Source organism: Bacillus sp. RCC_6_1, from assembly GCF_041360755.1.
GTDB lineage: Bacteria > Bacillota > Bacilli > Bacillales > Bacillaceae_G > Bacillus_A > Bacillus_A cereus.
The window spans coordinates 328,263-350,366 of the sequence record NZ_JBFUPV010000002.1 but is presented as its reverse complement, the minus strand read 5'-3'; the positions used below and the strand labels follow the sequence as shown (position 1 = coordinate 350,366).

Sequence of the window (22,104 nt, the reverse complement as noted above, 5' to 3'; positions counted from 1 at the left end):
TTGTGAGTAAAAATACAATCGATACAACATCTTTAGAAGATGTTTCATTGAACGCCTTCGCTTATGAATTGCTACGTGAAGAATTACTACCTGATTTAATCGGCAACGATTTAGATGGTATTTTATACTGGTCTGGTAGAAACCTTGCAAGAAAATATCCGCTAGAAACAATTGAAGAAGTCATTCAGTTCTTTGAAAAAGCTGGCTGGGGCACTTTAAGCATTGTTGAACATAAGCGTCGTGAAATGCAGTTCCAACTTAAAGGCACACTCATCGCAGAACGTCAAAAACAAAAACGACATTCTTCTTATCAACTAGAAGCCGGATTCATCGCTGAACAAATCCAAAAGCAACGGAACGTCGTTGCAGAGTCATACGAAGAAAAGAAAAAACGTTCTGACTCTATTACATTTCTTGTAAAATGGGATATAAAAGATCTCATTGAAGTGTAAGCATTACCTACAGTCAACTAGACATATCAGTTTAGTTGACTTTTTTGTATTTTCATTCAGATTCATTTATTTTAAATCTTCAGAAATTATACCAAAAAACAGAAGACGTTGTAAACTACAACGTCTTCTTATCTGTTAAATACGTATAAATCGTCTCCGCGACATTTTTCGGCATACCCGCTTCGACAAATTCCTCTATAGAAGCTTCTTTCATCTTCTTTAATGAACCAAAATGTTTTAACAATACCTTTTTCCGTTTATCACCGATTCCTGGAATATCATCCAATGCTGATTGAATGACAGATTTCCCATGTAATTGACGATGGAATGTAATCGCAAATCGATGCACCTCATCTTGAATACGCTGCAATAAATAAAATTCTTGGCTATTTCTCTCAAGCATCACAGGTTCCGGTGGATCCCTAATAATTAAATGGGAGGTTTTATGTTTATCATCTTTTACAAGACCTGCCATCGGAATATATAATCCGAGCTCATTCTCTAAAATATCACTTGCAGCCGCTAGATGGCCTTTTCCTCCATCAATAATAATCAAATCAGGTAAAGGTGAATTTTCTTTAAGCGCCCTTGTATAACGGCGCCTCACAACTTCTCTCATAGACTCATAATCATCTGGTCCTTGAACCGTTTTAATTTTATATTTTCGATACTCTTTCTTCGCCGGTTTCCCATCGATAAAAGCAATCATTGCAGAAACGGGATTTGTTCCTTGAATATTTGAGTTATCAAACGCTTCAATACGATATGGCGTTTCAATCCCAAGCTGCTTCCCTAAATGATCTACCGCTTTAATCGTTCGTTCTTCATCACGTTCAATTAAGTAAAACTTCTCTTCAAGAGCAATCTTCGCATTTTTATTTGCCAATTCTACAAGGTCTTTTTTCTTACCACGTTTCGGCTGCGTCGCTTCCACTTCTAAAAAGCGCTCTACTAATTCCGAGTCTATACTTCCTGGAACGACAATTTCCTTCGGCTTAAAATGACTACTGTTTTCATAAAATTGGCCGATAAACGTTAAAAAACCCTCTTCTGGTTCATCGTAAATTGGAAACATAGAAACATCACGTTCAATTAGCTTTCCTTTTCGAACGAAGAAAACTTGAACACACATCCATCCTTTATCCACTGCATATCCAAACACATCACGATCCACTAAGTCACTCATAATCATCTTTTGTTTTTCCATAATCGCATCAATATGAGCAATTTGATCACGCAACTCTTTTGCACGTTCAAACTCTAGTTTCTCTGAAGCCTCATACATTTTTATTTCTAGTTCTGAACGAACTTCTTTATGTCCACCATTTAAAAACTTAATAATTTCATCTACAATTTCTTTATTTTGTTCTTCCGTCACTTCTTTCACACAAGGTGCTAAACATTGACCCATATGATAATACAAACAAACTTTATCTGGCATATTCGTGCATTTCCGAAGTGGATACATACGATCTAGCAGTTTTTTCGTTTCATGAGCAGATTGTGCATTTGGATAAGGACCAAAATATTTCCCTTTATCCTTTTTTACGTTTCGAGTAATGAGTAAGCGCGGTTGCTTCTCCGCCGTAATTTTAATAAAAGGATATGTTTTATCATCTTTTAATTGAATATTATATTTCGGATCATATTTTTTAATTAGATTTAACTCTAAAATAAGTGCTTCTAAATTCGAAGAGGTTACAATATATTCAAAATCAACAATTTCTCCTACAAGCCGCAGTGTTTTCCCATCATGTGAACCAGTAAAGTACGAGCGCACACGATTTTTAAGCACTTTTGCCTTTCCGACATATATAACCGTTCCTTGCTTATCTTTCATCAAATAACAACCAGGTTGATCTGGTAAAATAGCCAACTTCTCTTTCAAATGTTCGTGCACTCGTCTCCCTCCATTTCTACATACTTAGCATTTTTATTTTCCCTTGAAAACATACTATGCCCAAACACCCAACATACGTTCTTTTATTGTAACGGAAAGACTGTAAAAAAGAAAATAAAAAAAGCTACCAAATGGTAGCTTTTTTATTTTAGAAGTGTTTAGAAACTAATTCTACTAACGCTTCTTTCGGTTTGTAACCTAACGCTTGATCAACTACTTTACCGTCTTTTAATACGAAAAGAGCTGGAATGCTCATTACTTCGAATTGACGAGCAGTTTCTTGGTTTTCATCAACGTCTACTTTTACTACTTTTACTTTTTCGCCTAGTTCTGCATCAATTTCCTCTAATACAGGAGCGATCATTTTACAAGGTCCACACCAAGGTGCCCAGAAATCTAATAATACAACACCTTCGCTAGTTTCTGCTGCGAAGCTTTGGTCATTTGCGTTTACAATTGCCATTTTATTTCCTCCTTCAAGTATATTCTACCAAGAGTATATCATTAACTTATATACGTGGCGAATAATATGTATCGTTATGTATTGTAACAAAAAAATGTTCCTTTATACTATATAAAAATACGGATTAAATACTAAAAAGATGAGAGACAGGGGATCTCTCACCTTTTTCTATATATAGGGGTACTTCACTTGGAACTCAAGGGTACTAAAATCATGAATGTACTTTTAACTTTTTAAACTCTTCTGTTAAAAGAGGTACAACTTCGAATAAGTCACCGACAATACCGTAGTCAGCTACTTTAAAGATACTTGCTTCTGGATCTTTATTAATCGCAACGATTATTTTTGAGTTAGACATACCTGCTAAATGCTGAATCGCACCAGAAATACCACATGCAATGTATAAGTCTGGGGTAACAACTTTACCAGTTTGACCAATTTGTAATGAGTAATCACAGTATTCAGCGTCACAAGCACCACGAGATGCCCCAACAGCGCCGCCTAGTACGTCAGCTAACTCTTTTAATGGTTTAAAGCCTTCTTCACTCTTCACACCGCGTCCACCAGCGATAATAACTTTCGCTTCAGAAAGATCCACACCTTCTGCCGTTTTACGGACAACATCTTGAATGATTGTACGTAAATCTTTCACATCAACTGTAATAGAAGATACGTCACCGCTGCGAGACTCATCTTTTTCCAGAGTTGCAATGTTATTTGGACGCACTGTCGCAAATAAGATGCCGTCTGTTACAATCTTCTTCTCGAATGCTTTACCAGAGTAAATTGGACGAGTGAAGATAACATTTCCACCTTCAACCTCTAAAGCAGTTACGTCAGAAATTAAACCAGCTTCAAGCTTCGCTGCTAATTTTGGTGATAAATCTTTGCCAAGTGCTGTATGTCCAAAGACAATACCTTCTGGATTTTCTTCAGCATGTACAGCTAAAAACGCTTGTGCATAACCATCAGATGTATATGATTTTAATTTATCATTTTCAACTGTCACAACGCGATCTGCACCGTAATGAATCAATTCATTTGCAAAAGAGGCAACGCTGTCTCCAATTAGAAGACCTACTACTTCACCGCCTTCTGCAATTGTTTTTGCTGCTGCTACCGCTTCAAAAGAAACGTTACGTAGCGATCCATCACGAACTTCACCCATTACTAATACTTTACGAGCCATAGATTTTCCCTCCTGCATATATAATTTCGTATTTTATTAGATTACTTTCGCTTCTGTATGGAGCAACGATACAAGTTCTTTTACTTGATCTTGCAGCTCGCCTTGTAACACTTTTCCTGCATCTTTCTTAGGAGGCAAATAGATTTCAATTGTTTTTGTCTTTGCTTCCACATCATCTTCTTCTAAATCTAAATCATCTAATTCTAATTCTTCTAGCGGCTTTTTCTTCGCTTTCATAATACCTGGAAGCGATGGGTAACGCGGTTCATTTAAACCTTGCTGTGCTGTTACTAAAACTGGTAATGAAGTTGCAATCACTTCTGTATCACCTTCAACATCACGCTCAATCTTCACATTTGTACCGTCAATTTCAAGTTTTGTAATTGTCGTTACATACGGAATATTTAACGCTTCAGCTACGCGTGGTCCTACTTGTCCAGATGCACCATCAATTGCAACGTTTCCGCCTAAAATTAAATCTGCATCTTTATCTTTTAAATATTCAGCAAGCACTTTTGCTGTCGTGAACTGGTCACCATTTTCTACGTCATCTTCAATATTAATTAATACAGCTTTATCACAGCCCATTGCTAATGCAGTACGAAGTTCTTTCTCACTATCTTCGCCACCGACTGTTACAACTGTAACTTCTCCACCTTGTGCGTCTCTTACTTGAATTGCTTCTTCAATTGCATATTCATCGTAAGGGTTGATGATGAATTCCGCTTCGCCATCGTAAATTGCACCGTTTTTAATTACGATTTTTTCTTCTGTATCAAATGTTCGTTTCATGAGTACGTAGATGTTCATTCCATTTACCCCCTTGTTTTTCAGAAAGATTCTATCAATTTTAATTTTCTGTTAATTTATATTAAAAAAATAATTGAACTACCTGCCACTAAATGAAGGTTTACGCTTTTCTAAAAATGCAGCTACACCTTCTCTTCCATCTTCACTCGTAAATACTTCACCAAAAATCTGTGATTCACGTTGTACACCTTCATAGTAATGAGACGATTTTGTCGTTTGCAATAACTCTAGTACAGCACGAGTTGTTGCTGGACTTTTTCCAGCAATTTGTTTCGCAACTTTAAGCGTATCATCTAAAAGAGATTCTTCAGAGAACAATCCGTTAACAAGTCCCCACTTTAATGCTTCTGCACCAGTAATTGGTGTACTTGTTAACATCATTTCACAAGCTTTCGCTTTCCCAACATAACGTGGTAAGCGCTGTGTACCTGCAAAGCCAGGAATTAACCCAAGTGTTAATTCAGGTAAACCAAGTTTTGCACTTTCAGTTGCAAAGCGCATGTGGCAAGACATAGCAAACTCAAGGCCGCCGCCCAGTGCCGCTCCATGAATTGCCGCAATAACTGGTTTTGAACATTTTTCAACACGCTCAAACGTAACTTGTCCAAGCTGTGCTAATTCTGTTGCTTGCTTCGCTTCAGTAACAGATGTAAATTCTTTAATATCTGCTCCCGCTGAGAAGAAACGTCCTTCACCATGAATAACAACAACACGAATGTTATCATCCTTTTCCACTTGATCAATTAATTCAGTAACGTCATGCATAACTTGTGAAGACATCGCATTCGCTGGTGCGTGATTTAACGTCGCCACCGCGATATGATCTTCAACTCTTACAGATAGGAATTTCAACATGATCCCTCCCATTATTGACGATAACCACAAGCTGCAATAAGTAGCCCGTGTACCGTTTTTGAAAGTGCGACCAGATCATACTTATGATCGCTCATTACCCAATTGGTCACAACTTCATCCACTGTTCCAAAGATCATTTGTCTTGCCACGCGAACATTTAAATCTGCTTGAAATTCACCTTGTTTTATACCAGTCTCTAAAATCTCATCCATAACTTGTAAGTAGCCTTTTAATACTTCATTTATTTTAAGGCGCAAGTCTTGATTGGACTGCCTCAGCTCTAATTGCGTAACGATAGCAAGAGGATCATTTTGCGACAACAGCAAGAAGTGCGTTTCTACCAACATGAATAACTTCGATACAGCGCTTTCAATTCCTGCTGTTTTTTGACGAATTGTTTCGACAAATTCTCCCATCTTCTCTTGGAATAAGGATATTAATATATCTTCTTTATTTTTAAAATATAAATAAATCGTGCCATCAGCTACCCCAGCTTGCTTTGCGATTTTAGAAACTTGCGCTTGGTGGTACCCATTCTCCGCAATCACAATGACTGCCGCATCAATAATTTGATTGTATTTCGGTCTATTTTTCTTCACTTTACTGTCCCCTTCAAGAAGATGACTGAATGAATAGTCATTCATATTCTTATAATACTGACTATTTAGAAAAGTGTCAATCCTATTTTTTCAAAAAGAAAGGGCCTTAGCCCGTTTGCTCATCCTCATTCTTTCTCTTCTCTTCATCTATTAGAACACGGCGCAAAATTTTCCCTACTGTCGTTTTCGGCAATTCATCTCTAAACTCATATACTTTCGGCACTTTATAAGCCGCTAAATATTTACGTGCAAACTGATTTAATTCTTCCTCAGAGCACTCCGTACCTTCTTTTAACACAACAAATGCTTTAACTGTCTCTCCTCGGTACGGATCTGGAACTCCAATTGTCACTACTTCTTGCACTTTTTCATGCTCATATAATACTTCTTCAACTTCACGAGGATACACATTAAATCCACTCGCGACAATCATATCTTTCTTGCGATCTTTTACATAGAAAAATCCATCTTCATCCATGTAGCCAACATCACCTGTATGGAGCCAGCCATCTTGCAATACAGCCGCTGTTTCCTCTGGCTTATTCCAGTATCCTTTCATAATTTGAGGACCTTTCACTACAATTTCCCCTATTTCTCCTGGCGGTAATGCCTCACCAGTCTCAAGTGACATAATGATTGCTTCTGTATCTGGCCACGGAACTCCAATGCTACCTGGCACTCGCTTTTCCCATAAAAAATTACTATGTGTAACTGGAGAGGATTCTGTTAAACCATATCCCTCTACTAGTTTACCACCTGTAACTGTTTCGAACTTTTCCTGTACTTCTACTGGCAGTGGTGCTGATCCACTAATACAAGCACGAATAGAAGAAATATCGTATTCTTTTAAAAGTGGGCTATTTAAAAGAGCGATATAAATAGTTGGTGCCCCTGGAAATAGTGTCACTTTATGCTTCTTAATCGCTTCAAAAACCATTTTCATATCAAACTTTGGAATAAGGACCATTTTGTATCCTTGCATAACACTCAAATTCATAACAGCCGTCATGCCGTACACGTGGAAAAATGGAAGAACCCCAAGAACGACTTCTTCTCCTTCTTTGCAATTATATAACCATTGAACTCCCATTAACGTGTTAGAGACGAGGTTTTTATGCGTTAACATAACGCCTTTCGGAAATCCGGTTGTTCCTCCTGTGTACTGTAAAAGAGCTAGATCATTTTCAGGATCACAAGGCTCCTCAACATCCGTATTCACTTCTTTTTCTACTGAATTCCAAAGATGAATCGTTTCACTCTCTGATACTTTCACAACTAAATTTGACTGTTTTTTCTGCACAAATGGATACAATAGATTTTTAGGGAATGGTAAAAAGTCCGCAATACGAGTTACGATAATATGCTCAATTTTTGTAGCAGATTGAACATTCGTTACTCTTGGAAACACTAAATCGAGACAAAGAATTACTTTTGCTCCCGAGTCATGAAGCTGATATTCTAATTCTCTCTCTGTATACAGTGGATTTGTTTGTACTACGATACCTCCCGCAAGTAATGTGCCGTAATAACCAATTACAGCTTGCGGACAATTCGGCAACATAATAGCAACTCGATCACCCTTTTCCACACCGAGCTTTTGAAGATAATTTGCAAACCTCTTCACCTTATCATGGAAGTCCGAAAACGTAATATCCTTCCCTAAAAAGTGAAGCGCTTTCTTTTCTGGGTAGCGAGAAGCCATCTGTTCTACATATCTATGAAGCGGCTGAATATCATAAGAAATCGTACTCGGAATTTCCTCTGGATAACTTTTCAACCATGGTTTTTCCACCTTCATTCCCCCTTCAAATACATAAAAATAAATGAATGTTCATTCATGATGGTTATTTTCATTATATTATAGTCACCATAGCGTTACAATCATAATATTCTGACTTTTGTATAACTATGCTTTACTTCATTAACTTCTTATTATATGTAGAAACTCTCTTAATCTTAAAAGAGTAAGAGAGTTATAGTTTAACTTAATCTTATTATCGTTAACACTGCTCCTGGAGTAGTTGTTGATAATGTTGCGACAGCTAACAAACCAAATAATTGCAAGCTAATAGCATCTCCTGCTGCGAGAGTTGTAATGATTGTTGCACTAAATGATGTGGTTGCTACCGCAGGAGCATTAATCGTCCCAGCAAGTGCCCCTCCATTAATTGTAATCCGTGAACTGACTAATAATGAAGCCGTTATATTAATTGTATATGAAATATAATAATTACCAGCATTTGCAACCGTAAATACTGTGTTTCCACCAGAAACAGTAATTCCTGGACCGATGTTTTGATTATTTGGAAGCGGGACATTCGTTCCACCAAGAACTACAGATATCGCTGTTCCCGACGTATTATTTGCAAATGCATATGTCGCCGTGATACTTGTACCTGTTGCTCCCGTCGCTCCTGTTGGACCTGTTGCTCCCGTCGGACCTGTTGATCCTGTCGATCCTGTTGGACCTGTTGCTCCCGTCGGACCTGTTGATCCTGTTGAACCCGTTGGACCTGTTGAACCCGTCGGACCTGTTGAACCCGTCGGACCTGTTGAACCCGTTGGACCTGTTGCTCCCGTTGATCCTGTTGGACCTGTTGCTCCCGTTGGACCTGTTGAACCGGTTGAACCCGTTGCTCCCGTTGGACCTGTTGCTCCTGTTGAACCTGTCACTCCTGTTGAACCTGTTGATCCTGTTGCTCCTGTTGCTCCTGTTGCTCCGGTTGGACCTGTTGCTCCTGTTGCTCCCGTCGGACCGGTTGAACCCGTCGGACCTGTTGCTCCTGTTGAACCTGTCACTCCTGTTGCTCCCGTTGCTCCCGTCGGACCTGTTGATCCCGTTGGACCTGTTGCTCCCGTTGATCCTGTTGGACCTGTTGCTCCCGTTGGACCTGTTGAACCGGTTGAACCCGTTGCTCCCGTTGGACCTGTTGCTCCTGTTGAACCTGTCACTCCTGTTGAACCTGTCGCTCCCGTCGGACCGGTTGAACCCGTTGATCCTGTTGAACCTGTCACTCCTGTTGAACCTGTCGCTCCCGTCGGACCGGTTGAACCGGTTGCTCCTGTTGAACCTGTCGCTCCTGTTGGACCTGTTGAACCGGTTGAACCCGTCGGACCGGTTGAACCCGTTGGACCTGTTGCTCCTGTTGCTCCGGTTGCTCCGGTTGCTCCCGTCGGACCGGTTGAACCCGTCGGACCGGTTGCTCCCGTTGGACCTGTTACTCCCGTTATTCCTGTCGCTCCCGTTGGGCCTGTTGCTCCCGTTGATCCTGTTGAACCTGTTGCTCCTGTTGCTCCGGTTGGACCTGTTGCTCCGGTTGCTCCCGTCGGACCGGTTGAACCCGTCGGACCTGTTGCTCCTGTTGAACCCGTTGATCCCGTTGGACCTGTTGCTCCCGTCGGACCTGTTGAACCTGTCGCTCCGGTTGAACCTGTCGCTCCGGTTGGACCTGTTGAACCCGTTGATCCTGTTGAACCGGTTGCTCCCGTTGGACCTGTTGAACCCATTGGACCTGTTGGACCAAGCTTAGGGACTGTCCCATCACAACTAAAACAACACGAATCAACATGTACACCATTTTGATTATTACAACTACAATATCCATTTGTATTATTGAGCCATGAAGACATGTTGATTCCTTCCTTCAAATTCAATCTTATAAGTACAAGTAAGAAATTAAAAAACATTTATCAAATCAGACCGAAAGCTTTATTCAGTGGAGATAAATATAGATTTATCCCGTACATTCTAATAATTATTACATGCGATACTATCTCCTTTTGCTTGTACTTTCGCCTCTCTAGTTAAATGAAATTCCTTTTCTAAATTCTTCATACACATATGGATTTTAATCTTACATAACGATATTCGTATAATTCGTTATTTTTCAGCAAAATTTTAAAAATATAATTACGAATAAAAAACTTATTTTGGGAAAGAAGATGAAGAAAATTCTTAGTATTTTCATGGTTGTTCTTCTATTCGCTGTTGAATGCGGACAGCAAAAAAGAGGAGAAAAAGGTAACAACGATAGAAGATAAAAAGCAAACTATAACAATTAAACATACTGAAGGGGAAACAAAATTAGATAAACCGGCGAAAAAAGTTGCTATACTTGGAACACCTTATTTCTTATGGTTGATGAGGAAAAGTGGGAAGAAAGTTAATTAAAAGACGACTTCATATATGTGAAGCCGTCTTTTCCTATTATGGCAGAAAATTAATATAGGCTTTGTACATAATATATATAACAAGTGAATACATGATTACATTGAATACACTTCGTTTTAAAGTTAACTTTCTCTTTAATTTCTTATCTTGTAATCTCAATTCTATTCCATTTGCTATTTTCAACCTACCTACTATTTGAAATAACTCTCTGTAATCATCAGCATTTCCCAATAATACGTATTCCTTATCATTTTTATACTTTATATGCAGAAACTCGCTTCCACCTTTACGGTCTAATATTGTTTTCATATTGTAGCAATGCTTAATTAATTATTTCTTGTGGAACAGGGATTATATTATCTCTCACGAATTTAATCTATGAACAAAAATAGGAGGGATAACTATGTACCAAACAATTGAAGGCTTTTTACAATCATGGACATACGAGGCTGAGTCTACTCAGAAAATGCTTGATTCATTAACCGATGCATCTTTATCACAGGAAATTGCACCTGGGCACTGGACGTTAGGAAGAATTGCTTGGCACATCGTGACGGCAGTTCCTGTGATACTATCTGGCACAGGGCTAAAGTTTGAAGGAGAAACGAAAGATTATCCTGTTCCAACTTCTGCAAAAACAATTGCAGATGAATACCGTAAAGTAAACGCGGCTTTTGTTGAAACACTTCAAAGTAAATGGACTGATAAAGACTTAGCTACTATTAATGACTTCTTTGGTCGCCCTATGCCGAATTCTATATTTTTAATGACACTCATTAATCATCAAAATCACCACCGCGGACAAATGACGGTTTTAATGCGACAAGCTGGCTTAACAGTTCCCGGCGTATATGGCCCCGCAAAAGAAGAATGGGCTGCGGCTGGAATGGAAGCTCCTAAAATGTAACGACAAAAAAGACAAGATGTTTACATATCTTGTCTTTTTCTGTAACTTGTTTCATGTGAAACTATTTTTTCTTAATAGTTGTTTTATGGAAAAGATAGGTTAAAATGAATACATACTATGAAGAGGAGTAACCAAATTGAATACAAAGAATAAAAAAATAGCTATGGGCACTATTTTATTAACTTCTATTATTGGAGTTATTAGTGTATCTCTTTATTTCACCTATTATGGTACCCCTTGGGGAAAACAAGCAGCAATTACGGAATCAAAAGAATATATTACAAAATATTTTAATCTAGATGCAGAAGTCAAAAACACTTCTTACGATGCTAAAATGAATAGCTATGCAATCGCCTTTGAAACAAGTGGAGACGGAGAGTTTACTATCGAATATAAAAGTCCTAATAACTTTAACATTTCTCCAGGAGTGCAAGAGTATTTAAGCACACACTCTAAATTTACAGAGTAGTAACGAAACATACATATACAAAAAAGAGTTGGTGTAAAGCCAACTCTTTTTCACATATTCTTATCATACAGTTATATCTTCCTTCTCTATATTTTTTATTCCGTAATACGCAATCACAACTCCAATTGCTGCGAGTGCTAGTTGAAGGGGAAGAAAAGTTGCTGTAGAAAACTCTGGGTTGCCATTCATTGCAATTGTGACAACGATAAGAGATGAAACAATTGTAGTTGGCACGGAACGTTTACGCATTCCGAAATATAATGGGATTAAACTCATCCCCGCAGTTGCAATGGCTAAAGGAACTAGTTTTATTCCTTCTTGCATCAATTGATCTACTGTAAATGAATTAGGAAGAATTGAAAAATAGCTATCTATACCAAAGAAAACTCCTACTACTAAAATGTTAGATACAATAACTGTTATAAATGTTACTATTGCTGCAATAGCCAACTTACTAGCCATCATTTTCTTCCGATTAATAGGATAAGAAAACATAAGTAGTATTGTTTTATTTTTATATTCACCAATTATTAGCCTTGCGATTAATACACTACCAAAAACAATAAACGTTGCTCTTACTATTGTGCTAGCCATTAACAATATCGTCTCTGGATTCCTTATTTCTGCATCACCTTCTACTTGAGCGATGATGCTCACAAAGATCATTAATGCCAGTATAACAATATTTGCAATAATTGCTCTCTTCACGTACCAACCAAGCTTAAACTTTTTCAATTCTAGCTTCATTAAATGTAGCATGATAGTGTCCTCCTTCCTCCTAAGATTTAATCAATATAAATGACTCCTGTTTCACTTAAAATCTTCGCTTCATTTTTTGCATCACCAATCGTTCCTACTTTTATTTTTTCTGTATTTTTATCTTTCTTAAGTCCTTTTAAATCCACTATTACGTCAGCCGAATTACTTTTAGCCGTAAGCTTCAATGATGCCGGGACACCTTTATACCGTACGCCAATATCCCCTGATTTTGTTTCTATAAATAATGATTTTCCTTCTGTCATATCTTTTAGTAATACTTCCCCAGATGTTGAAGTGATGTTCATGTTTTCGTTTTTTACATTTTTCACATAATTATCACCAGTAGTGGAAGTTATATTTACTTCTTGTAATGAACTACCTTTTAACATTAAATCTCCACTTTCGGATGTGAATTCACCCTTCTCTGCCGATAATCCTGTAATCATTTCATCTCCAGATTTGCCCTTTGTCACAATACTTTTTACTACTATATCGCTTATTTTCACATCACCCGAATTATTATTTACTACAATTTTATCTATTTCTTTCTTCGGAATAGCTATACATATACTATTTTTCTTCCTAAACGTAAAACCATTAAAAAATTTGTTCACCTTTTGTTTTTGCTTAATCACAATTTTATTTTCGTCATTTTCTATTTTGACGGGATCTATCTCTTTATCTACTTGTTCACCTTGAGCGGAAATTACTATTTTATTAGCGTCTGTACTTTTAAATTCAATATTCCAATTTTCATTGTCTACTTCTATTTCTTTTATATTATTTATATCAAAAGACTTTTCTTTCTTAAAATCTTTCCCCTGAAATACCTTAAAACCAAAAACCGCACTAGCAATTGTAATTACTAATATTGCAATTACTATTATTTTTTTCACCATTCATACCCCAGTTCGTTTTTGTTTTAAGCTTGCTTCACGCCACATCGATCTTGTCGATTTTACGAAACGATAGATAACTAATGAAAATTCCTAATAAACAGAGCACGATTGGGATAGCTATAAAATCAAACATACTTACTTGACCGTTTCCAGGACCAAAGTTACCACTAATCAGCATACCAATTATTACTGCCGAAGTAATCGTTGTCGGTGTCGATTTCTTTCTCATTCCAAAAAATAAAGGAATTAAACTTATACCAGATATCATAAATGCACTTATAATAGTACCTGGAACGATAGCTATTATTTCACCTATCGTAGCAGGTGTTTCAATCAGTCCCATTATTGGGCTCACAAAATATACGAGCAAACTAATAATAAAAGTCGCGATAATCGTGCTCACAAAACAAAAACAAAAAACAATTGTTAATTTCGCACTCATTAGCATTTTCCTTTGCAGCGGATACATAAATGATAGTTGTATCGTTTTGTTCTTATACTCATCAATTACTAAACGTGATAAAATGACCGAACTAAAAATAATAAATGTTATCCTAATAAAAATATTTACTAAAGCCATGTTCTGTGTGAAATCAGAGAAGAGCACATCTTCCTCGGCTTTCATTCCCAATGCCATAAGGCTTACTACAGCAAAAATTGCTATAATACAAATTGCTACACTTTTAAAGTAACTAGATAATTTATGTTTCTTCCATTCGAGCTTCATTAATTTAAACATATAAACCACGCCTCCATTCTTTATATAACTGTCTCTACGCTGCTAACATTCTAATTCCAGCAGTAACAAAGCTTAACATTCCTATCACTAGTAGAATTAATAACCATTTCCGCTCCGGTTTTCTATAATATAAAATCCCACTTATGAACATTACGATCAATCCACTTACCAGGTTCAGCCACAACCCATTAAGCATGAATACCCTCTCCATCCATTACATTTAAGAAATATTCTTCTAAGGAACTATGTTTCTTATTAATACTTTCAATTTCCACATCGTTCATAATAAGTGCTTTTGAAATGGCCTGCTGAGACGCTAACGTATCATACACACGAATCATGGTTCCACTCATTATTTTGTAGTTTTTTATACCAAGTTTATCTTCTAAAATATAAGCTGCACGTTTCACATCAGGAACAGTGATTTCAATGTACTCTGTTTGTTTTCCGTTAATACTCTTCATTGAAACTTCTTTTATTAGTTTTCCATTTTGAATCACACCAATTGTATCGGCCATTAGTTCCATTTCACCTAAAATATGACTAGAAACTAATAATGTAATGCCATATTCTTTGCAGAGCATTTTAAATAAGTCTCGTAACTCTTTAATACCAATTGGATCTAAACCGTTAATTGGTTCATCTAAAATGAGCAATTCTGGCTTTGTCACGATTGCTCTTGCAATACCGAGTCGTTGTTTCATTCCTAATGAAAAATCTTTTACTTTTTTATTATCTACCCCTTGTAGTTTCACTAAATGTAAAGCATGGTCAATTGCATTTTTATCGTAGTAGCCCATGTATTCACAATGTAGGTCTAAGTTTTCTTTCGCCGTTAATTTATCATAAAAGATTGGGTATTCAATAATTGTCCCCATTCTTTTTAATACTTCATAAGATGTATCTGTTAATTTCTCACCGAAGATTTCAATATCACCACTCGTCGGTTTTATTAAATTTGTAATCATTTTCATAATCGTTGTTTTACCAGCACCGTTTGGTCCTAAAAAACCGTAAATTTCTCCTTTTTTCACATGCATGTTAACACCGGAAATAACTTCTTTCCCTTTAAACACTTTCGTTAACTGGTTTATTTTTAATATATATGTCATGTTACTTTCCCCTTTCGCAATACTCTATATTTCTATAATAGACAACGGAAATCTCTTTTTTCTTACCCGTTTCTTACAAATTCCTTACGCTGAAAAAAAGCTTGTAGAATCTACTGCTCTACAAGCTAAAACTGTATCTTTGTTAATGCAATTGTAAAAATTGTTTTTTCATACGGTTTACTAGAAAGATGAATTTTTCCGTCCATCGCTTCCACAAGCCGTTTCGTAATCGTTAATCCTAGACCGCTTCCTTGGTACAATCTATTTCTTGAATCTTCAAGTGTGTACATACGCTCAAACACTTTATCAATATGAGATTCATCAATCCCTTTTCCTTTATCCCATACATCTATATACACGCCCGTGTCATCATCTCTTAACGTCATACCGAGTGCCTTTCCATCGTCTCCATATGTAATTGCATTTGATATTAAATTATTCAATACCCTACCTAATACTTCTACATTTCCAAGTGCATATATATTTCTTTCTGGTATATCAATATGAACTTGAAAACCTTTCGACGTCACTAAATCATAAAATGATAAAATCTTCTCGCGGCAAACTTCATTCATATTTATTTTTGTCATTTCAATTGCTTTGTCACCAGATTCTAATTTCGCTAAATCAAAAAACTTATGAATTAATTCCATCACTTCTAGTGTTTTCGTATGCACTTTCTCAAGTAATATTTGTTGTTCTTCTTTATTTATCGTTTTATCCTTATTTAACATTTCTGTATATCCAAGAATAACTGTTAGTGGTGTTTTCAAGTCATGCGAAATATTTGAAAGCATTTTTCTCATCGAAATTTCTACTTTTGCATGATCTGCATTCGTTTTCTGTTTTGCATCTAATAATTGATTAATCGCCACTAATAATTTTTGCAATTCTAGATCATCTGTCATAACGAGTAACGTCTCACCTGTTTTTTCATTTACAATACTTTCTAACTTTTCATATGTGTATCGTAAATTTTTACTACTATTTTTTCTCATTTTATATTGCATATAAATAACACATAACAATATAAAAATAATACCTATTAACAAATTGATCATATTACATCACTTCCAGCTTATAGCCGATGCCCCATAGCGTTTTAATATATTCTGGATTAGATGGATCACTTTCGATTTTCTCACGCAATCTTCTCATATGAACATTAATAACGTTATCGTCACCGTAATACTCTTCATTCCAAACTAACGTATATATTTGCGCTTTCGTAAATACACGATTTTGGTTCTTTACGAATAGCTTTAAAATCTCAAATTCTTTTAAAGTAAGTTTGAGAGGCTTCCCGTTTTTTTCTACAGTAAAATTAATTGGATCAATTGTTAAATCACCAATTTGAATCATTTTTTCTATTGTTTCTGTAGCCGAGTATTTCGTAGACCTCCGAATACCTGCTTTTACACGTGCAGCCAATTCAATCATAGAAAACGGCTTACAAATGTAATCATCTGCTCCAAGTCCTAATCCAACAGCTTTATCAACATCTGTATCTTTTGCCGACATCATTAAAATCGGAACTGCACTTTTTTCTCGAATGATTCGTACAACCTCTAAGCCATCTAGCTTTGGCATCATAATGTCAAGGATAATCAAATCAAATGAACCTTTTAAATATGTGTTCACGCCTTCTTCTCCATCAGACGCAATCGTAACTTGAAAGCCTTCCTTTATTAAATACTTTTCCACCATCTCTTGAATTGAGATATCATCTTCAACTAATAAAATATGATGTGACATATGTCTATCCCCTTTTTACAAACGTTAACAATCCAATTGTATCGTAACTACTACAGACTGGAAACAATTATATGAATTTTCAAACCAACTTCCCTTCCTTCCTTAACAATGATATGATGAAATTCACTACGATTGTTCATAATTAACTTTATATAAAGGAGACTTATCATGTCAGAAAACAAAAAAGTAAGCTTAGCTGATTTAATGCGTGAACAACTTGCTAAGAAAAAGCAAGGAAATGGAAATGGTCAAAATGCAAAAAATCAAAGCCAAGAAACAAAAAAATTACAAAACCAACAAACAAAAAAAACAAACAACCAACGTAGACGTACAGGTGTATAAATGAACGGACAAAAACGTTCTAATATCGCCCCCGGTCTTGAAGTTGATATTGTATTAAAACAAGATCAACGAACAGGCAAATTAACACGTGGAATTGTAAAAGATATTTTAACAAACTCCCCTTCCCATCCGCATGGCATTAAAGTGCGATTGCAGGACGGGCAAGTCGGTAGAGTACAAAATATCGTTCAATAAGAAAAGGAGCTCAAGTAAACTCGAGCTCCTTTTCTTTATTAACCTTTAATTTTCTCGATGAAAACTACTTTTAAGTAGTCTCCTTCTTTAAATTGATCAATGGTACGGAAATCTTCTGGTAAAGAATGTTCTTCTAATATTTTATATTTGCCATTCATTTCTTTAAAGGCTGTATCGATAAAGCCTTTAAACTTTTTCATATCGAATGCGCTACAGTTTGTAGAAGCAACGATAATACCGTTATTTTCTGTAATAGCAATTGTTTCTTTTAATAAATTTTTATAATCTTTTGCTGCACTAAATGTATATTTTTTTGAGCGTGCAAAGCTTGGAGGATCAAGTACGACCATATCAAATTTCATTTTTTTCTTCGCTGCATATTTGAAGTAAAGAAATACATCTTCTACAATAATATCTTGCGCTTCATAATCAACTTCATTTACACTAAACTGCTCAATCGTTTTACTTAAACTACGATTTGCAAGGTCAACACTCGTCGTTTTACTCGCTCCGCCAAGAGCTGCAAATACAGAGAAAGCACCTGTATAAGAGAACATATTTAACACTGTTCTTCCTTTTGCATATTTATCACGAATTTGTTTTCGAACGTTACGTTGATCTAAAAATACCCCAACCATTGCCCCATCATTTAAATAAACCGCAAAGTTTACACCGTTCTCTTTTACGATAAGTGGGAACTCGCCGCGCTCTCCTGCTACGAAATCATCCCCCTCAATATATTTCCCTTTCGTATCAAAACGCTTTTTCTCATAAATACCTTTAAAGTTTGCTACTTTTTGAAGAGCGGCTATAATCTCATCTCTGAAAGTATAAATCCCTTCACTATACCAACTTACTACATAATAGCCATCATAATAATCGATAATTAGTCCTCCAAGACCATCACCTTCACCATTCACCACACGGAATGCTGTCGTATCACTTGATTTGTAAAATTGCTTTCGTTTATGTAAGGCAGATTTGATTTTACTTTCAAAGAAAGATTGATTAATTTGTTCACTCTCTTTTCTCGTTAAAATCCAGCCGTACCCTTTATTTTGTTTTCCATAATAGCCTTTTCCGATAAATTGGTTCTTCTCATCTACTACTTTAATGATTGTTCCTTCTTCACGAACATCATTTAAATTTTGAATCGCATCTTTTAAAATAAGCGGATATCCACTTTTAATTTCTTTTATAAATTTCGGTTTTATTTTTACAGTTACTTCTGATCGCATATAATAACTTCCTTTCCATTTGCATGCTTTCTCTACAGGAAGCATTTAAAAAACGAGACTGAAAAAACAGCCTCGTTTCACTATACCATATTATTGCTTTGCTAGTACAACTCGCTCATTCTCTCGCTTAACTGCCACATATTTACTACATTTTGAACTGGAAATCTTACTGTCCAATATAATATAAAAAACTTTTATATTTCACATTTAGCATTGACAATGATAATGATTTTCATTATCATTTAATGTATATGAGTTCTCGAAAATAAAGGCTATATTTATAGGAGGAATAAACATGATTATCGTTACAAATACAGCTAAAATTACAAAGGGAAATGGACATAAATTAATTGAGCGTTTTAATAAAGTAGGTAAAGTTGAAACGATGCCAGGCTTTTTAGGTCTAGAAGTTCTTTTAACGCAAAATACAGTTGATTATGATGAAGTAACAATTAGCACTCGCTGGAATGCAAAAGAAGATTTCCAAGGTTGGACAAAGAGCGCTGCATTTAAAGATGCTCACTCACACCAAGGCGGAATGCCAGAATATATTCTTGATAATAAAATTGCTTACTATGATGTACAAGTTGTACGTATGCCAATGGCTGCAGCACAGTAAAAACAGTCCTTTTTTAAAGTATAGAATATGAGAAGCGTTATCTATCACTTCTCATATTCTATACTTTTTTCTTTAATTTCTTTTTATTAATTTTGCGTGTACAACTAGCCTTCCAGCCTCTGGATCAAGCGCATAGTCACAAGTAGAAAGTGTTACGATTTCATCATTAGCCGTCAATTCCGTATCCGTTTTGTACAGTGATTTTCCTTGAATCTCCTTTAAGAACGATGTATATGCTGCATCATTTTCAAAATCCGTTTCAATGTAATAAAAGTCCGTTGTTGTCGTGTATACTGAAAAAACTTCCACGTCGTATCCTTCAAATAATGTATCGTAATATAATTTACGATGAGACATAAAAAAGTCTTCATCCAACATCTTTTTTAAACTACCAAACATAGAACCGTCTTTCATACGATGGCCATATAAAATCGTATTTCGATTTTGAGATTTCACATCATTACGATGGTCCATAAAAATGCTTCCCGCTCTCATATCTTCACCTTTATAATTACGAAATAAATAGTAATCATTATCTTTTGCTTGAACGATTGGATAATTAATTTGTGTATCATCCATCGTAATCCATCCGACTATCTCTGGATTAATTTTCTGGAGATCCTGAAACTGTTTACGTACCTCTCCATCTTCTGATTTTTCTTCCATTGGACTTCTTTTATAAATATGTTGTGCCTCAGCCATTACTTTACGATTTTCATAATAATCCATGAAAATCCCGCCCAACTCATACATTGAATAGAAAAAGATTCCTAAAAACACAATTGTAAGTATGCGTTGAAAAAAAGAATTCTTTTTCCGTCCTTTCTTACTATTCAAATTATCACCTCAAAACGGATTATGCTCAGCCTTTAGATTCCCATAGGTACCATGTACAATCCGGTATCTTCATCCTGCTTTACAATGACATCTACACCATATATTGCTTTAATCATTTCTTCTGTTATTACATCATTAGGATTACCTTTCGTAATGATTTCTCCATCTTTCATAACGATAATATGGTCGCTATAACGAATGGCTTGATTAATATCATGTAATACCATTACAATCGTTAGTCCATGCACTTCATTTAACTCTTTCACTAACTCTAATATTTCTAGCTGATAGTAAATATCTAAATATGTGGTCGGCTCATCTAAGAAGAGCATTGGTGTATTTTGAGCTAATGTCATTGCGATCCAAACTCGCTGCCTCTCTCCACCAGATAAAGCATAAATTGGCTTATCACGCTTACTTTGTAAATTCGTACATACTAGCGCACGCTCAATCGCTTCTCTATCTTCATCTGTTTGCGGAGAGAATATATTTTTATATGGCATACGCCCGAAGCTTATTAGCTTTTCCACTGTAATATCTGCTGGAGCCTCATTTTGTTGATGGACAACCGCTAGTTTTCTAGCAAACTCTTTCGGTTTATATTCACTAATCGCTTTCCCATCAAGTATTACTTCTCCACTGCTAGGAGCGTGGTTTCTAGACATGACACTAAGTAATGTTGATTTCCCACATCCATTCGGTCCAATGATTGTTGTAATTTTCCCAATTTCTATTTCACTACTAACATACTTTAATCGATTTGTTACGTTATCGTATGAAAAGGTTACATTTTTAATTTCCATGAACTTTATCACTCTTTCCAAGCAAGAATATTAAGAATGGACCACCAATAACCGCCATAATTGTTGCTGCTGGAATTTCGTTAGGTGGCACAATTAACCTTCCAATCGTATCTGCCGTCAAAATTAATAACGCCCCTGCAAGAGCAGAAAATGGAATTAATACTTTATGGTCTGAACCGACTAATTGTCTTGAAATATGCGGAACTAGTAATCCTACAAAAGCAATAACACCTGCAATCGCTGTTGATACTGCCGCTAAGAGTACTGCAATGGCAGAAATAATAAGACGAACTCTCGTCACGTGCAAGCCTAAGTTTTTCGCAGTCTTATCTTGTAGCGATAATAAGTTACACCAAGCTCCTACGAACAGAGCAAGAATAAGACCAATCGTTCCATAAGTCACCATTATTTCTACATCGCCCCACGTCTTCATTGTTATGTTAGAAGTCGTCGTTTGCTTAATACTCTTAATAAAATATCCACAAATCGTAACGAATGATTCATTTAATCCAGTAAACATTGCATTAATGGCAATACCAATTAAAATAATGCGAAGCGGGCTTAATCCTGATTTCCATGAAAACGAATAAACGAGATAACATGCAAGCGCACCACCTAAAAAGGCGAATACGGGTGTCCAGAAAAAGAATTGCGGGAACAACGTAATAATAACGAGTGTCATAAAACTTGCTCCTGAAGATATACCGATTACCCCAGCATCAGCGAGTGGATTTTTCATAACAGCTTGAAAAAGCACACCTGAAACAGCGAGAGCCGCTCCAGTGAACAACGCAATAATAATACGCGGAAAACGTAAATCTTTAATGACTTCAACATCTTCATTTCCACCTGTAAATATCCCTTGTACAAGTTCAACAATACCTACTTCTAAACTACCTTTCATCGCTGACAATGATGTCATAACAATAAGCAATGCAGTAACAATGAGGAAACTCCAAGTTTTTTTATTCATTCTACTCTTCCTTTATAT

Annotated in this window: 25 protein-coding genes and 2 pseudogenes; 7 read left to right on the top strand and 20 right to left on the bottom strand. The window is 36.2% G+C overall.

Features of this window, described 5'->3' with window-relative positions:
• Positions 1 to 2 precede the first annotated feature (2 nt).
• A complete protein-coding gene (locus AB6801_RS07900) occupies positions 3 to 452 on the top strand; it encodes a YslB family protein (protein WP_000042226.1) in 450 nt (149 codons plus the stop codon).
• Between the two features lie 115 nt (positions 453 to 567).
• Here AB6801_RS07900 and uvrC read toward each other — a convergent pair whose 3' ends face one another.
• The 8 genes from uvrC to AB6801_RS31250 all read right to left on the bottom strand — a co-directional run bounded on the left by uvrC (position 568) and on the right by AB6801_RS31250 (position 9,898).
• The gene (gene uvrC, locus AB6801_RS07895) at positions 568 to 2,352 is read right to left on the bottom strand and encodes an excinuclease ABC subunit C (RefSeq protein ID WP_370941049.1); all 1,785 of its coding nucleotides are present in this window, start codon (positions 2,350 to 2,352) and stop codon (positions 568 to 570) included.
• A gap of 148 nt (positions 2,353 to 2,500) precedes the next feature.
• A complete protein-coding gene (trxA, locus tag AB6801_RS07890) occupies positions 2,501 to 2,815 on the bottom strand; it encodes a thioredoxin (protein ID WP_001018943.1) in 315 nt (104 codons plus the stop codon).
• A gap of 211 nt (positions 2,816 to 3,026) precedes the next feature.
• Positions 3,027 to 4,004 carry an electron transfer flavoprotein subunit alpha gene (etfA, locus tag AB6801_RS07885; protein WP_000101943.1) on the bottom strand — a complete coding sequence of 326 codons (978 nt, stop codon included), beginning with the start codon at positions 4,002 to 4,004 and terminating at the stop codon, positions 3,027 to 3,029.
• A 36-nt stretch (positions 4,005 to 4,040) separates the two neighbouring features.
• Positions 4,041 to 4,814, bottom strand: coding sequence for an electron transfer flavoprotein subunit beta (gene etfB, locus AB6801_RS07880; protein WP_001029028.1), 774 nt, complete (start codon positions 4,812 to 4,814; stop codon positions 4,041 to 4,043).
• 78 nt (positions 4,815 to 4,892) lie between these two features.
• Positions 4,893 to 5,669, bottom strand: a complete 777-nt coding sequence (locus tag AB6801_RS07875; protein WP_000911292.1) for an enoyl-CoA hydratase — start codon at positions 5,667 to 5,669, stop codon at positions 4,893 to 4,895.
• Between the two features lie 11 nt (positions 5,670 to 5,680).
• Positions 5,681 to 6,268, bottom strand: a complete 588-nt coding sequence (locus tag AB6801_RS07870) for a fatty acid metabolism transcriptional regulator FadR (protein WP_000742223.1) — start codon at positions 6,266 to 6,268, stop codon at positions 5,681 to 5,683.
• A 106-nt stretch (positions 6,269 to 6,374) separates the two neighbouring features.
• The gene (locus AB6801_RS07865) at positions 6,375 to 8,060 is read right to left on the bottom strand and encodes a long-chain-fatty-acid--CoA ligase (protein ID WP_000414742.1); all 1,686 of its coding nucleotides are present in this window, start codon (positions 8,058 to 8,060) and stop codon (positions 6,375 to 6,377) included.
• A 188-nt stretch (positions 8,061 to 8,248) separates the two neighbouring features.
• Complete coding sequence (locus tag AB6801_RS31250; protein WP_098340795.1) at positions 8,249 to 9,898, bottom strand: BclA C-terminal domain-containing protein; 1,650 nt, start codon at positions 9,896 to 9,898, stop codon at positions 8,249 to 8,251.
• Positions 9,899 to 10,210: 312 nt separating this feature from the next.
• Here AB6801_RS31250 and AB6801_RS07850 point away from each other — a divergent pair.
• Positions 10,211 to 10,397, top strand: a pseudogene (locus tag AB6801_RS07850) (ABC transporter substrate-binding protein); the annotation flags it as partial.
• A gap of 78 nt (positions 10,398 to 10,475) precedes the next feature.
• On the opposite strand, the pseudogene AB6801_RS07845 reads toward AB6801_RS07850, so the two are convergent.
• Positions 10,476 to 10,748, bottom strand: a pseudogene (locus tag AB6801_RS07845) (septation ring formation regulator EzrA); the annotation flags it as partial.
• A gap of 94 nt (positions 10,749 to 10,842) precedes the next feature.
• On the opposite strand from AB6801_RS07845, the gene AB6801_RS07840 reads away from it, so the two are divergent.
• Together AB6801_RS07840 and AB6801_RS07835 are read left to right on the top strand one after the other, a co-directional pair.
• Positions 10,843 to 11,346, top strand: a complete 504-nt coding sequence (locus AB6801_RS07840; protein ID WP_000284977.1) for a DinB family protein — start codon at positions 10,843 to 10,845, stop codon at positions 11,344 to 11,346.
• A gap of 136 nt (positions 11,347 to 11,482) precedes the next feature.
• Positions 11,483 to 11,815 (top strand): YfjL-like protein, encoded by a 333-nt coding sequence (locus AB6801_RS07835; protein ID WP_097998801.1) that lies wholly within the window; start codon positions 11,483 to 11,485, stop codon positions 11,813 to 11,815.
• Between the two features lie 63 nt (positions 11,816 to 11,878).
• On the opposite strand, the gene AB6801_RS07830 is transcribed toward AB6801_RS07835, so the two are convergent.
• From AB6801_RS07830 to AB6801_RS07800, 7 genes are all read right to left on the bottom strand, one after another.
• Entirely contained in the window at positions 11,879 to 12,574 is a 696-nt protein-coding gene (locus AB6801_RS07830) for an ABC transporter permease (RefSeq protein WP_000902924.1), read from the bottom strand.
• Between the two features lie 26 nt (positions 12,575 to 12,600).
• Positions 12,601 to 13,473 carry a DUF4097 family beta strand repeat-containing protein gene (locus tag AB6801_RS07825; RefSeq protein ID WP_000239301.1) on the bottom strand — a complete coding sequence of 291 codons (873 nt, stop codon included), beginning with the start codon at positions 13,471 to 13,473 and terminating at the stop codon, positions 12,601 to 12,603.
• A 34-nt stretch (positions 13,474 to 13,507) separates the two neighbouring features.
• Complete coding sequence (locus AB6801_RS07820; protein WP_097998800.1) at positions 13,508 to 14,212, bottom strand: ABC transporter permease; 705 nt, start codon at positions 14,210 to 14,212, stop codon at positions 13,508 to 13,510.
• 34 nt (positions 14,213 to 14,246) lie between these two features.
• Positions 14,247 to 14,408, bottom strand: a complete 162-nt coding sequence (locus tag AB6801_RS07815) for a hypothetical protein (RefSeq protein ID WP_000931819.1) — start codon at positions 14,406 to 14,408, stop codon at positions 14,247 to 14,249.
• On the bottom strand, positions 14,401 to 15,324 hold the full coding sequence (locus tag AB6801_RS07810; protein WP_000221057.1) for an ABC transporter ATP-binding protein: 924 nt from the start codon (positions 15,322 to 15,324) through the stop codon (positions 14,401 to 14,403). Before AB6801_RS07810 ends, AB6801_RS07815 begins: the two co-directional genes overlap by 8 nt.
• A 125-nt stretch (positions 15,325 to 15,449) precedes the next feature.
• A complete protein-coding gene (locus tag AB6801_RS07805) occupies positions 15,450 to 16,385 on the bottom strand; it encodes a HAMP domain-containing histidine kinase (protein WP_000609139.1) in 936 nt (311 codons plus the stop codon).
• A 1-nt stretch (position 16,386) separates the two neighbouring features.
• Complete coding sequence (locus tag AB6801_RS07800) at positions 16,387 to 17,079, bottom strand: response regulator transcription factor (RefSeq protein WP_000018029.1); 693 nt, start codon at positions 17,077 to 17,079, stop codon at positions 16,387 to 16,389.
• Positions 17,080 to 17,247: 168 nt separating this feature from the next.
• Here AB6801_RS07800 and AB6801_RS07795 point away from each other — a divergent pair, with 168 nt between their 5' ends.
• The gene (locus AB6801_RS07795; RefSeq protein ID WP_001293578.1) at positions 17,248 to 17,421 is read left to right on the top strand and encodes a hypothetical protein; all 174 of its coding nucleotides are present in this window, start codon (positions 17,248 to 17,250) and stop codon (positions 17,419 to 17,421) included.
• Positions 17,422 to 17,616, top strand: coding sequence for a YwbE family protein (locus AB6801_RS07790; protein WP_001014310.1), 195 nt, complete (start codon positions 17,422 to 17,424; stop codon positions 17,614 to 17,616).
• Between the two features lie 38 nt (positions 17,617 to 17,654).
• Here AB6801_RS07790 and AB6801_RS07785 read toward each other — a convergent pair whose 3' ends face one another.
• Entirely contained in the window at positions 17,655 to 18,854 is a 1,200-nt protein-coding gene (locus AB6801_RS07785) for a class I SAM-dependent rRNA methyltransferase (protein WP_001255971.1), read from the bottom strand.
• A gap of 295 nt (positions 18,855 to 19,149) precedes the next feature.
• Between AB6801_RS07785 and isdG the strand changes: the two genes are divergently transcribed.
• Positions 19,150 to 19,473, top strand: a complete 324-nt coding sequence (gene isdG, locus AB6801_RS07780; RefSeq protein ID WP_000587819.1) for a heme oxygenase — start codon at positions 19,150 to 19,152, stop codon at positions 19,471 to 19,473.
• A gap of 72 nt (positions 19,474 to 19,545) precedes the next feature.
• Here the strand turns inward: isdG and srtB are convergent, their stop codons facing one another.
• From srtB to AB6801_RS07765, 3 genes are read right to left on the bottom strand one after another with little or no spacing between them, the layout of a single operon-like run.
• Positions 19,546 to 20,310: a class B sortase gene (gene srtB, locus AB6801_RS07775; protein WP_001086123.1), complete on the bottom strand. Its 765-nt coding sequence runs from the start codon at positions 20,308 to 20,310 to the stop codon at positions 19,546 to 19,548.
• A gap of 32 nt (positions 20,311 to 20,342) precedes the next feature.
• Complete coding sequence (locus AB6801_RS07770) at positions 20,343 to 21,113, bottom strand: ABC transporter ATP-binding protein (protein WP_098340794.1); 771 nt, start codon at positions 21,111 to 21,113, stop codon at positions 20,343 to 20,345.
• On the bottom strand, positions 21,103 to 22,086 hold the full coding sequence (locus AB6801_RS07765) for a FecCD family ABC transporter permease (protein WP_001036847.1): 984 nt from the start codon (positions 22,084 to 22,086) through the stop codon (positions 21,103 to 21,105). Before AB6801_RS07765 ends, AB6801_RS07770 begins: the two co-directional genes overlap by 11 nt.
• Between the last annotated feature and the right edge of the window lie 18 nt (positions 22,087 to 22,104).